At 63.7% G+C, this 10999-nt stretch carries 13 protein-coding genes and 1 pseudogene; 7 read left to right on the top strand and 7 right to left on the bottom strand.

The genetic code is table 11. The features are described 5' to 3' along the window. Positions 1 to 4 precede the first annotated feature (4 nt). Together ACFSGJ_RS16385 and ACFSGJ_RS16380 are read left to right on the top strand one after the other, a co-directional pair. The gene (locus tag ACFSGJ_RS16385; protein WP_390264249.1) at positions 5 to 3445 is read left to right on the top strand and encodes a hypothetical protein; all 3441 of its coding nucleotides are present in this window, start codon (positions 5 to 7) and stop codon (positions 3443 to 3445) included. 13 nt (positions 3446 to 3458) lie between these two features. Beyond that, positions 3459 to 3827, top strand: a complete 369-nt coding sequence (locus tag ACFSGJ_RS16380; RefSeq protein ID WP_390264246.1) for a hypothetical protein — start codon at positions 3459 to 3461, stop codon at positions 3825 to 3827. 542 nt (positions 3828 to 4369) lie between these two features. Here the strand turns inward: ACFSGJ_RS16380 and ACFSGJ_RS16375 are convergent. After that, positions 4370 to 4606 (bottom strand): hypothetical protein, encoded by a 237-nt coding sequence (locus tag ACFSGJ_RS16375; protein WP_390264244.1) that lies wholly within the window; start codon positions 4604 to 4606, stop codon positions 4370 to 4372. Positions 4607 to 4859: 253 nt separating this feature from the next. Here ACFSGJ_RS16375 and ACFSGJ_RS16370 point away from each other — a divergent pair, with 253 nt between their 5' ends. Together ACFSGJ_RS16370 and ACFSGJ_RS16365 are read left to right on the top strand one after the other, a co-directional pair. Next, positions 4860 to 5492: an N-acetylmuramoyl-L-alanine amidase gene (locus ACFSGJ_RS16370; protein ID WP_390264241.1), complete on the top strand. Its 633-nt coding sequence runs from the start codon at positions 4860 to 4862 to the stop codon at positions 5490 to 5492. 13 nt (positions 5493 to 5505) lie between these two features. Further along, positions 5506 to 5841, top strand: a complete 336-nt coding sequence (locus ACFSGJ_RS16365; RefSeq protein WP_390264238.1) for a hypothetical protein — start codon at positions 5506 to 5508, stop codon at positions 5839 to 5841. Between the two features lie 95 nt (positions 5842 to 5936). On the opposite strand, the gene ACFSGJ_RS16360 is transcribed toward ACFSGJ_RS16365, so the two are convergent. The 5 genes from ACFSGJ_RS16360 to ACFSGJ_RS16340 form a co-directional block, all read right to left on the bottom strand. Then, the gene (locus ACFSGJ_RS16360) at positions 5937 to 6494 is read right to left on the bottom strand and encodes a MucR family transcriptional regulator (protein ID WP_390264235.1); all 558 of its coding nucleotides are present in this window, start codon (positions 6492 to 6494) and stop codon (positions 5937 to 5939) included. After that, positions 6484 to 6897, bottom strand: coding sequence for a hypothetical protein (locus ACFSGJ_RS16355; protein ID WP_390264232.1), 414 nt, complete (start codon positions 6895 to 6897; stop codon positions 6484 to 6486). The genes ACFSGJ_RS16360 and ACFSGJ_RS16355 overlap by 11 nt, the downstream gene beginning before the upstream one ends. A 4-nt stretch (positions 6898 to 6901) precedes the next feature. After that, complete coding sequence (locus tag ACFSGJ_RS16350; RefSeq protein ID WP_390264229.1) at positions 6902 to 7090, bottom strand: hypothetical protein; 189 nt, start codon at positions 7088 to 7090, stop codon at positions 6902 to 6904. A 925-nt stretch (positions 7091 to 8015) separates the two neighbouring features. Next, positions 8016 to 8189, bottom strand: coding sequence for a hypothetical protein (locus ACFSGJ_RS16345; RefSeq protein ID WP_390264226.1), 174 nt, complete (start codon positions 8187 to 8189; stop codon positions 8016 to 8018). Between the two features lie 68 nt (positions 8190 to 8257). Then, a complete protein-coding gene (locus ACFSGJ_RS16340; RefSeq protein ID WP_390264224.1) occupies positions 8258 to 8551 on the bottom strand; it encodes a hypothetical protein in 294 nt (97 codons plus the stop codon). Positions 8552 to 8828: 277 nt separating this feature from the next. Here ACFSGJ_RS16340 and ACFSGJ_RS16335 point away from each other — a divergent pair, with 277 nt between their 5' ends. The 3 genes from ACFSGJ_RS16335 to ACFSGJ_RS16325 all read left to right on the top strand — a co-directional run bounded on the left by ACFSGJ_RS16335 (position 8829) and on the right by ACFSGJ_RS16325 (position 10824). Beyond that, positions 8829 to 9449 (top strand): hypothetical protein, encoded by a 621-nt coding sequence (locus ACFSGJ_RS16335; protein ID WP_390264221.1) that lies wholly within the window; start codon positions 8829 to 8831, stop codon positions 9447 to 9449. Between the two features lie 125 nt (positions 9450 to 9574). Beyond that, positions 9575 to 10426, top strand: coding sequence for a TIGR02587 family membrane protein (locus ACFSGJ_RS16330; RefSeq protein ID WP_390264218.1), 852 nt, complete (start codon positions 9575 to 9577; stop codon positions 10424 to 10426). Next, positions 10426 to 10824 (top strand): TIGR02588 family protein, encoded by a 399-nt coding sequence (locus tag ACFSGJ_RS16325; protein ID WP_390264215.1) that lies wholly within the window; start codon positions 10426 to 10428, stop codon positions 10822 to 10824. Before ACFSGJ_RS16330 ends, ACFSGJ_RS16325 begins: the two co-directional genes overlap by 1 nt. 72 nt (positions 10825 to 10896) lie before the next feature. Here the strand turns inward: ACFSGJ_RS16325 and ACFSGJ_RS16320 are convergent. Further along, positions 10897 to 10999, bottom strand: a pseudogene (locus ACFSGJ_RS16320) (IS5/IS1182 family transposase); the annotation flags it as partial.

Here is a 10999-nt window from a genome sequence, read left to right as displayed (position 1 = left end):
TCGCATGAACGACCTGACCCCGCCCCTTGTCGCCGATCCCACGCCCTGCCTGATGCGGTTCCGGCTGGTCACCCCGGCCGGCAAGCTCCTCTCCGGTGGCACGATCACCTTCCTGCAGGCGACCGAGGTCCCGCGCCCGGTGGGCCAGGATACCGAGGTGCCGGCCCTGGAAACCGTCACCGCCGATGAAGAGGGCCGGGGCGAGATCCCGCTCAACCCCGGCACCTACAAGGTCCGCGTCCGCGATGCCGAGGGCAACCGCTTCCAGACCTTCCACACCGTCGTGCCGCAGGAAGAGGAGGCCGTCCTCGCCCTCTGGCAGGATGAAGAGCCCCAGCCGCCCGCCGTGATCAGCGAGATCCGCGATGCGGTAAGGCAGACCGGGGAGGACAGGGGCGTCGTGGCCGGCGAGCGCCAGACAGTCGAGGGCGTGCTGCTGCCGCAGGTCAATCAGCGCGCCTCGGCTGCGGAGATGGCGGCTGGCGCGGCCGATGCCAGTGCGACCTATGCCGATGCCAAGGCCGAGGATGCGGAGATCAGCGCAGGCCTGGCGCAACAGCGGGCCACGCTGGCGCAGCAATGGGCCGAGGGCGCGACGCCGGGTGGGGCAGGGACCAAGAGCGCCAAGGGGTATGCGGAGGATGCCGCGGGGTTTGCCGCCGCGGTGCCGGCGCAGGTGGCGCGGGTGGAGCGGGATTGGCGTCAGCGGCAGTTTTTCGCGCGCCCGTCTTTCGCGTCGGGCATCACCGGGTGGGCCACGCAGTTCACCAGCCGCATGACCATCGCTGGTTTCGGGGGCATCATGGTCCTGACGGGCCAGCCGGACGTACCCAACGCGAACTTCAATCAGATCCGCGAGGTGCCGGAGGTCAAAAGCATCGACGTGGACTTTCTGCGGCAGGCGATCCGTCTTCGGGCGTCGGCTGCGGGCGCCTCGTTCCGGTGGCAGATGACTTTCGTGCCGCGCGGCGGCGGGGCATCGGTGTCGGTCAATGGCAACTGGACGGATATCGGCACGTCATATGTAACGCATGAGGCGCGGTTCGAAGCCGCTGCGTACCAGACCGTCGATGCGCGGCTGCAATTCCGGAACTACGCCGGGATCACCATCGAGGTGCAGAGTATCGAGATGTGGGATGACACGATCCGCACGGCCATGATCAACAGCGGTCGCGGCTATGTAGACATGGCATCGCTCCGCGAGGCGTCCGCGGACTCAACGGTCAATGACCTCGAAATTGCACCTTACAACAATGCGATCATAAACGCGGCACTGGCTGCAGCGGTGGGCACCGGCCGCGCGGTGCGGATTGCAGGGCACATCCCGTTCCATCAGATCAACCTGCCGAGCGGCGGAAATTTCATGCTCGAAATGCCCGACAGCGCGCGGCTTGCGGCCACCCGCGACAATACCGGCGCCTTCGTGCGCATGAATTACAGCCTCTGGGGCAATCGGGTGGATTTCCCATATCTGGATAACGTCAGATTATTCGGACTGCGTCTCGAACCGTTCACAAAGGAAGTCTCTGGGTCAACGGTTCCGATGACCGGCAACGGGCTCCTGGGGCGTTTCCGGAAGAGTGAGCTGCACGGCATCAACATCATCTATCATGGCTCGCAGGCCATGAACTTTGCTCTGATCGACAGCAATGTCTACTCGCCATGGGTCTATACCGAGGACACGCGCCCTGGGTCCGGCGGATTCCGCTGGCAGGGCGGGCGGGACTCCACTGTGCATGGCGCGTCGGGTGTTTCTGGCGACGACTTTGCTATGCTCTTCGGGTTCGACGGCGGCGCACAAAACATCGGGTACAATGGCGTATTTGGCCAGAGCCGTCGCGCCCGGTTGCTCTACGTCGGGGGCGCGAATTACTACCAGGGCATGGGGGATATCGTGAGGTGCTTTGCCCACAACACCAAAGGCTCGCTTGGCGGCATTGCGGTTGTCGCGAACCATCCCCAATCCAAGGTTCTCGGATTTATGGCGACCGGCATCCAAGCCAAGACCGAGTATCAGGAGTACGAATATGGCGATCCGGCGGGCCGCTGGCGTCCCAATGCGCTCCTGACGATTTTCGGCGCCGTCGAGGACACGTCCATTGAGATGCAGGGTGATTTTGGGGTGGTCCGGTCACCGTTTATCATCGCGAAGGCCGGAACGTCGATGCAACCCAAGAAGATCAGCCTCGATATATCTGGTCACGTCGGCGATTTCGTTCCGGGTGCTTTTGGTTCCAGCCTGTCCAACTATTCGGACACCTATGGCAGTGCGGGCCTTGCACACGGCGTTGAGGACCTGCGCGTCCACTACCGCAATTTCGTCGCCGGCAGCGGGCGTCACGGGTTTGCGTTCGCGGAATTGAACCGAGCGGAGATCGGCGGCAGTCTGATCATGAATGACGCCGGAAAGTCCGCAGCATATGGACCCGATAGCATTGACGGTATCGAGACATATGTCCTGCGGGGCATCTACAATCCAGCCGATCCGAACATCGAGGGGGCTTTCATCGCGGATGCGGTGGCGCCGCAATCCCGCTCCGTGGTCTTCCGCGACTTCCGGACGCAGGGGCCTTGCAGCCTTTCAAATCTCGGCTTCCTCAGCGCCGAAACGACGCAGTTTGCCGCGGTCTCGGGTGGCAGTGATCAGCATGTCGGCTGGGCGCCTCGCCTCGGCCTGCAGGTCAACAGCATGCCGCAGGTCGGCAGCTGCATCGCCGGGACGCGGGCAGTCTTGCGCAGCACCGTCGCGACGGGGGGCTTGATCCGAGAGGGGTATCAGCGGCTGACTACGGGATCGGGACATGTGTTTGGCGTCGATTGGGCGGCTGTGATGCTGCAGGCCAGCACGGCCGTCCTGACCAACATCGAGCTGCCGATTATTACAGCCCCTTCGTACGAGCGCGGCCAGACCGCGACGTGCGATCCTCGGGTGTGGGTTGGTACCGGCGCGATCAATTATGCTTTCCGCTGGTTTGAGATCGGAAACCCGACTCCGGTCGCGACGGGCCAAAGTTACACCTTCGCTGCGACTGACGACTACAAGCAATTTGCCTGCGAGGTAACGGGCACTGATGCAACAGGCCAGACCGAAGTGGTTATGAGCCTCCCGACCCCGCCCATCCTCGGCAAGCCTCGCGCCTTGAACCTGCCCTATTACAGCTACGAGGTGTTTACAGATCCGGAAAGCGGCGCGCCGCTGCCGGGGCCGCGTGTTGGGCAGGTGATTACCATGATCAAGCCGACATGGGAGGGAGTAGAACCCTATACCACGGATACCGTGCGCCACCTTCGCAATGGCTCGGTGATCAGTGGGGCGTCCGGGGTCAACTATACCCTTACCAGTGCTGATCTCGGCGCAATGATCGCCCCGCGCAACACCCGGGCGAACGTCTACGGCACGACCACCGTGGATGGGCCTGCTATCGGCCCCGTGGTGGCGGCCTGACAGGAGGACATAGGTGCCCACACTCTCCGGCGGGATCACGCTCGGTAACCTCTTGAACCTCGGGGCGATCGCAGCTTCGCTCATCGCGGGATATGTCGCGCTTCAGATCAACCAGGGTCATATGCTGACGGAGCAGGCGCGGATCGAGCGCGACGCCCGCGCCGCCCTGGAGGGGATGCGTGCGACCCATGAGCGCCAGATCACGGACATCCGAGCCGATATCGTCAATCACCGTCAGTCGATCCAGCGCCTGGAGGTCAACGAGGCCCGGGCCAGTGAACGCTATGACGCCCTCGCGCGGTCGCTCGAGGAGCTGAAGGCCGCCCAGCGGGAGACCAACCAGATGCTGCGGCAGATCGCCCAGCAGGGCGGGGGAGGGTAGGCGGCGCAGAGTTTGGCGGCTTCCGGTCTCCGGCGACGCCTCGTGAATTGCGTGTTGACAGGTGGGGAGATGCTGCTGCAGAAGCTTCGGCGTCGCCGCTTTTCCGCGACAGAATGGAATCAGCCGATCAGAAAGGAGGATCAGGTGTCACATCCAGTCTACCGCCTTGATCGCTCCGGACCCACTGGAGCCCTGCGACGTCGTTGGCATCTCGCTAACTCGCAGGGCTGATCGAGCACCTTAACCCGGTTCTTCGATCTGCCCGATAGCAGCTTTCACGGCTGCATTCTGTGCGCTGAAGGACTCTTTCCATGTTTTCCTGTGTTACAAGAGCGGCGGCCCGCGTGGCCGGCCTGCTCTCCGCCATCTTCCCTTCGTCCAGTCGCGTGTCCCTGGACAATCTCGATGACAATCTTCTGCGGGACATGGGTCTCGAGCGGGACCTCCCGTCTCGTGACCCGTCCTGGTGGAGCACCACGAACTTCAGGCGGTAACCTTTGGCTGTGGCTGAAGGCTCAGGAGGGTGATGCGGAAACCCCGCCTCACCTTTCCTTCCTGATCCCGGGTGGCACCGAGTCCTCCGGCAGCTTTCGCGTCGAGACCCAGACCAGCGCGGTCACCGAAAGGAGGATGCTGGACACCAGTCCGCCGATCGCCAGCAGCCCGCCCGACGAGATCGAAACCTCGCTCTCGATCGTCGAGCGGCCGAAGGTCATGCGGAGGGCTGCCGTGTTGAATTTGTGGTCGGTTTCGCCTGATCCAAGCTCGTTCTCCGCCATGTTCAGCCCCTTCTCACGTTGCCTGCGCAAACGCGGGTCCGCGGGGAGATGTTCCGGTCCAGGCTGATGGCGCAGCCGGATGAAGGGGCGGAACTTGCAGATAAGCAGGCAGCGGATCACCCGGACCCGCTGCCTGCGACTCACACCCGGCGCCCTCGTTAACCGCATCAGGCTACTCCGCTGATGTGACATCTCAACCTTTCATTAACCCCAGCCCCGCCCCGTGCGGGGCTTTTTCATATGGAGCACCACCATGACCAAGGAAGCCTTGGCGCGGGTCCAGACGGGCCTGCGCGATCTCGGGTATGACCCGGGTCCGATCGACGGCCTCTGGGGCGCGCGCACCCGCGCGGCCGCGCAGGCGCTGATCGATGCGAACGGCCGGGCTGCCACGCCTGCACCCCGACCGGCACCAGCTGGTGGCGCGATGATCCACCAGGGTGCAACCCGCCATCCGGTGCGTGAGATCATCATCCACTGCGCAGCCACACGGCCCGACTGGATGGCAGGTCGGCCGCTCGCGGAGAAAGTGGCGGAGATCCGGCGCTGGCACATGTCGCCCCCGAACAACTGGCGCGACATCGGCTATCACTGGATCATCGATCGCGATGGCGCCCGGGCGCAGGGCAGGGCGGAGACGGAGATCGGCGCCCATACGGTGGGCCGCAACTCCGGCACGATCGGCATCTGCCTGCTCGGCGGCCACGGCTCCTCGGAACGGGATGCCTTCGCCGCCAACTTCACACCCGCTCAGGACGCAGCCCTGCGCCAGCTGATCGCGGAGATCCGCGGGCGCAGCGCCATCACCCTCATCACCGGCCACAACCAATACGCCGCCAAGGCCTGCCCGGGTTTCAACGTCCCGGCCTGGCTGGCGGCTGCCTGAAAGGAGAACGATCATGGACACGATACTCGCGGCGATGATGCCCTATATCCTCGAGCTGCTAGGGCTCATCATCACCTGCCTGATCGGCTGGATGGCCGCGCGGTTTCACGCGCGCACCGGGGTCGAGATCGACGCCCGTCACCGGGAAGCGCTGCACCAGGCGATCATGAGCGGCATCCGCGCAGCGCTTGCCCGTGGCAAGTCGCATCCCGACAACATCGCGGAGGAGGTCACGGCCTATGTCACCCGCAGCGTTCCCGGTGCGATGAAGCGCCTGGCGCCGCCGCCCGAGGTGCTGGGCAACCTGATCAGCGGGAAGGTGCGGGAGGTGCTGGGGCGGGGGAGGTAGGCATTGTAGCGCGGCCCGAAGATCTGCCGCATCGCATCCTGACTGCGGGTCTGGGTGTAGAGCGAGCCCTGGGCTGGCGCGGGGGGTGCTGGTAGTCAGCGGCCCCGTGGGCCGAAACGGCGGTATAGCGTGCTGAGGCGGACTCCAAGGCGAGCCGCCACTTCCTGCCGCGATAGAGACAGGTCGAACCACATCGTCCTCGCTGCCGCTATGTTCTCAGGGGTGATTTTAGGTCCGGGGGAAGTCCGTATTCCTGCGCGCCGCAGGCGCTGCGTTTCGCGTGCCCGGTCGGCATCCCTACCGTCAGCACGTTTCGCGCCAAGCGGTAACTGTTTGCGAGGGATGCTGCGGGCGATATCGGCCTGTCGGGCCAAGTCGGCAGCGGTACGGTTACCGCGACCGGCCGTCCTCGCCGCCTCGGATGCGGTGACAGGGTCGTTGCGCAGAGTGCCATCCTCGATCATCGCCCGCGTTCGGTGGGACTGTGCCTCCCGCAAATCATCCGACGCCAGTTTGTGGCCCGCAGGCAGGTCATGGTGTTCCCTGTATTGCCGAGCTGTCATGCCATGGACGCGGGTGAGGTGAGATCCGATAGCCCGAAACCACCGCCCGCACTCCAGGCACTGGACCAGCCCGGGCTTGCTATCGGCCATGGTCACTCTGCTGGAGCAACGCCTTGGCCTGATCCAGCAATTCCATAGTGGCCTCTGTTCCGGCATGTGCCATCATGTCCGTGACGGTCAGCGAAAGGATTGCCACCTGTATCTCGGCGCGCTGCCAGCCGGCATCCGTCGCCAGTTCCATCAGGCGAGACAGCTCTCCCTCAATCGCCTCCGCGCAGGCGTCGTCACGGTCCTCGTCTGCTGTTGTTCCAGGAGGGGGGGCGATGTGCCCTATCGCCCGCAGTCGGGTTGCCGCCCAGTCGGGCACCATATCGTCGGCGATCCACCGCGAGATCGTTTTGCGGTTGACCTCGAAAGCGCGAGCGGCCTCCGATTTCCAGCCGTGCCCGCCCCAGATGGTCGCGCCGAGCCTTTCGAACTCGGCGCGGTGCATGGGCTTACTGTTGGGCATCGGTCCACCAGTTTTCATGTTCCCAGATTTCGATAAACTGTTCGGCGTTCTCGGCCCGCTCCGCAATCCGTTCGATTTCGTCACGGCTGATTTCAAATCCGCCGTGCGTGTCGACCGCGATGCAGAACCCCTGCGAACCACGAACGTAATGGGCGAAAATTTCGTGCAGTTCCATTTCCGTGTCTCCTTGGACCTCTGGGCCGGGGCCGATCCCCTTGCCTCATGAGCTATTATGGGACATTTTGGGACATTCGGCAAGAGAAAAAATGCAGCGGAAGACGATTTTTTTATGCACGGGCCTTGCCCTCATCGGGAACAGAGCGTAATGTGATCTCTGTCCGGATGAGGGGCACTCAGGGTAATCTAAGCACTGGATCTGCCTCCTCTGACTTGCTGCTGCAACAGCGGGTTGATGTTCGGGCCTACCAGCCCCGGGATCCGTTCCGGAGCTTTTTCTTTTTTGGCGCTCCCTTGCGCGGGACGGGAAGCCCCTGAAGATTGTCAAGCCGGGGTTCGACAGGTCACCGATGCCTCTTTGGGAAAAACACAATGAAGAGTGATGGGGCGCCATGCCGCGCTTAGCCCGCTAGGCGCCGCGAGGTTGCCCGTTCGGTCGGCCGTCAGGCGCGGCCCGAAAAGGTGCCGCATCGCATCCTGACTGCGGGTCTGGGTGTAGAGGTTGCACATGCGGCCTCACGAGGGCGTGACGATTCCCAGCGACCATAGCACGGATATGCGGCTTCCAGAATCGCCGAATGTTCCGCAAACGTTCTCACATGAAGCCGAAGGGTCACTACGTCCTCCTCATCTGCCGGTGCGGTCATACGTCCGAGAAGATGCTCCGGGAATGGCCGGAGCATCTTCGTGATCCGATGCACCTCAAGCTCGATACGATCTCGCGCTTGCGCTGCTCGAGGCGCGGCCGGAAGGGGCGTCCCGAAGTGGTGTCGGGCGGCTATTCCACAGGCTGTGGCCCTTAGGGGGTTGCTGCCGAACGAGGGTTCTTAGTCTCTCGAGGAGAGGCGAGTGGACTACCCATGCCGCGCATCCCCGTAGGGCACATCTCCTGCAAGATTCAGGGTGCATGTGCCTGCGAAAGATCACGGCCGCTCCGGCACGAGGACTTCGACAGAAAAACTCTCCGCTGCGGCCCGCAATTCCTGCTCAACAAATGCTGGACGTGGAATGGCGGGCGCTGCCGCCAGGAAGCGGCCTTGGAAGGCGGCACCTCTCAGGATGTCGATGATGTCGATCGCGTCGTAGTGGTTCGCCATCAATGGACCGAGCACGACGTTCGGCGCGACACGCAAAAGCGAGCAGACCCAGTCCCGGTTGAGTGGATTCAAGAGGCGGGCCGAAGGCTGATCTTCAGCTTGTTCCAGGCAGCGGGGGGCAGCCGAAGCGTCGCCCCGTCCGGCAAATGGACGATCAGCCCCCCGTCCGCTTCCAGGTCAAACCCCGAAACATCGCTATACAGCGCGTCGGATGCATCCCGCTCCGCATCCGACGGTCCCGAGGCCGTCACACGCACGCTCATCCCGCGCGCAGGCGCGCCGCTCGCCAGGATGAAGGCCCGAATGCTGGCACAAAGTGCTAACGCATCACCGTCGAGCTCGAGACTGACTTCCTTCCGCACCACACGTCTCCCGTACTGATCGAAGGAATCTACAGGTCGGACGAGCCACAACCAATGCGGGAAGTGCTCGCTACGGTTGTGGTGGGCGGGTTCTTGCCAGACGCACAACCCAAAAAAGGCTTTCTGTCGCCGTCGCTCCGGCAGATACCCGCCCTGAACCGATGAAGTCGGAACCGCACGCCGCTCCCCGCCATTGGCTGGAGGGTCGGCGAGATATCCCCGCCCTAAACCCGAAAGCAATACGGAGACTGTGCCCATGCCCCGCAGGATGTTCGCGATGACAGCCCTTGCCCTTCTGGCCGCCACTCAGGCCGCCGCTGCACCGGAGGATTACGCGGACTATATCCCGCACAACATCAACGACATGGAGCTGGTGGATTACGCGCTGCTCGAGAACGAGTTCGTCGCCTATTACGGCGAGACGATCGGCCGTGCCACGCTGCGGATCTTTCCGGCGCCGGGGGCGGATGCGAATGGCCAGCATGCGGAAGACCCCCCGACCTCGGGCGAGACGCCGGCCGCGCAGCGCGCCATGCTCGACCTGCTGTCGCGCAACCTGAGCGAAGGAACCAACGCCCTGGGCGAGGGATATGTAACGAACCCCGTGCGGCTCTTCATGATCCGCATCGATGGCGGCGATGCGATGGCGGGATCGCTTGCCTGCGGCTACATCGAGCGGACGCAAGCCGAAGACCGTGTCGAGGAGGGCGCAGAGCCCATGGCGCTTTCTGACCGGATCTGCCTGACGCAGGACGGGGACGACATCGTCTCCGTGTCCATCACGACGCCGAACCGGCCTTCGATGCCGCTGAACGTCGACGATGCACAGATCACCTTCTCAGGCCTGCTCATCGGGACGATCATTCAGCTGGCGTCGGAAGGCCAAGCGGAAGAGTGATCCTGGCGATCTGCTTCGGTCCAGGGCATTGCCCCGGGCCGCCGCACCGCTAGAATGATCTGAAGGACTGTCTAGCGTCTATCCCAGCGCTCGGCGCGAACAAGGTCTCCACGAAGATGCCGTCCATGCCAGCCGGTCGACCGCTCGACCATCAGGAGGTGACAGCCCCCGACACGCGCGAGTTCGTGGTGGGGGTGGGGCGGGCCTTCGCCGGCGCGCTGCTCTTTTCGCTCCCCATGCTCATGACGATGGAGATGTGGTGGCTCGGCTTCTACCTCGAGCCGTGGCGCATCGCGATCATGCTGGTCGTCGTCTTGCCACTGCTGCTCGGCCTCTCCCGCCTCGGCGGGTTTCGCTATACGAACCGGCTGCGCGATGATGTGGCCGATGTTCTTGTGGCGGTTGTGGTGGCGGGTATCGCAGCCGGAACCATCCTCTGTCTGCTCGGGATAGTGACGGCCGACATGCCCGCGCGGGAGGTCGTCGGAAAGATCGTGATCCAGACGGTGCCGGCGAGTATCGGCGCCATGCTGGCGCGCAGCCAGCTGGGCGATGCGCGCAAGGCGCAGGGAGAAGGGGAAAGCCGCGAGTCCTATTGGAGCGAGCTGTTCCTGATGGGCGCAGGCGCGCTCTACCTGTCGCTGAACGTCGCGCCCACCGAGGAAATGATCCTGATCGCCTACAAGATGTCGACCTGGCAGGAGATCGGCCTCCTGCTGCTGTCATTGGCGCTGATCCATGCATTCGTCTATTCGGTGGGCTTCCGGGGCGGCTCGGCCCGGGGCGATCAGTCCTTCATCAGCCTCTTCCTACGCTACAGCTGCGGTGGATATGCAGTCGTGCTGCTGGTCAGCCTGGGCGTGCTCTGGCTGTTCGGGCGGACCGCGGGATCGTCGATGGAAGAGGTCCTGAGCGCGGCCGTGGTGCTCGCCTTTCCAGGCGCATTGGGAGCGGCCGTCGCACGGCTGGTTCTTTGATGGATGACAAGCGACAGCTTCCCGAATCCACTTCCTGGCTCGAATGGGCCGTCGCGGGGATCGGCGCGGCGTTCATTGCGGCGACCCTCGGATACCTCATCTATTTCGGCGTGACCTATCCGTCCGGGCCGCCGGATATCATCATCACGCCCACGTCCTACCGAGCCCTCTCTGACGGGCACCTGGTGGAGTTCACTGCCCAGAACAACGGCAATTCCACGGCCGCCAACCTTGTCGTGAAAGGCGCGCTGATGGACGGTGGCGAGGTCGTCGAGGAAAGCGAGATGACGCTCGACTACCTGCCCCAAAAGGCGGAACGAACGGGCGGCCTGATATTCGAGAATGATCCATCGGAGTATCAAGTCAAGTTGCAGGCTACCGGGTATTCTGCGCCTTGATAGGTGGCGGAGCGAAGTTGTGGCTCGGCAGGCATGGGTGGAGAGACACCTAGGCTCCAGACTCATTGATTTTCAAAGCCAGAAGATGACGGTTGCGGCGAGAGCGACGGCGGAGAGGAAGGTCGTGGCGCATCTGTCATAGCGTGTGGCGATACGGCGCCAGTCCTTCAGCCTG

It is taken from the genome of Halodurantibacterium flavum (genome assembly GCF_042681825.1).
GTDB classification, from domain to species: domain Bacteria; phylum Pseudomonadota; class Alphaproteobacteria; order Rhodobacterales; family Rhodobacteraceae; genus Halodurantibacterium; species Halodurantibacterium flavum.
This window is presented reverse-complemented; position numbering and strand designations above follow the sequence as displayed.

Coding starts and splice junctions, on each gene's coding strand:
- ACFSGJ_RS16385 (WP_390264249.1), top strand. CDS start 5: ATGAACGACCTGACCCCGCCCCTTGTCGCCGATCCCACGCCCTGCCTG.
- ACFSGJ_RS16375 (WP_390264244.1), bottom strand. CDS start 4,606: ATGGCGGAGAACGAGCTTGGATCAGGCGAAACCGACCACAAATTCAAC.
- ACFSGJ_RS16370 (WP_390264241.1), top strand. CDS start 4,860: ATGACCAAGGAAGCCTTGGCGCGGGTCCAGACGGGCCTGCGCGATCTC.
- ACFSGJ_RS16365 (WP_390264238.1), top strand. CDS start 5,506: ATGGACACGATACTCGCGGCGATGATGCCCTATATCCTCGAGCTGCTA.
- ACFSGJ_RS16360 (WP_390264235.1), bottom strand. CDS start 6,494: ATGGCCGATAGCAAGCCCGGGCTGGTCCAGTGCCTGGAGTGCGGGCGG.
- ACFSGJ_RS16355 (WP_390264232.1), bottom strand. CDS start 6,897: ATGCACCGCGCCGAGTTCGAAAGGCTCGGCGCGACCATCTGGGGCGGG.
- ACFSGJ_RS16350 (WP_390264229.1), bottom strand. CDS start 7,090: ATGGAACTGCACGAAATTTTCGCCCATTACGTTCGTGGTTCGCAGGGG.
- ACFSGJ_RS16345 (WP_390264226.1), bottom strand. CDS start 8,189: ATGGCGAACCACTACGACGCGATCGACATCATCGACATCCTGAGAGGT.
- ACFSGJ_RS16335 (WP_390264221.1), top strand. CDS start 8,829: ATGACAGCCCTTGCCCTTCTGGCCGCCACTCAGGCCGCCGCTGCACCG.
- ACFSGJ_RS16330 (WP_390264218.1), top strand. CDS start 9,575: ATGCCAGCCGGTCGACCGCTCGACCATCAGGAGGTGACAGCCCCCGAC.
- ACFSGJ_RS16325 (WP_390264215.1), top strand. CDS start 10,426: ATGGATGACAAGCGACAGCTTCCCGAATCCACTTCCTGGCTCGAATGG.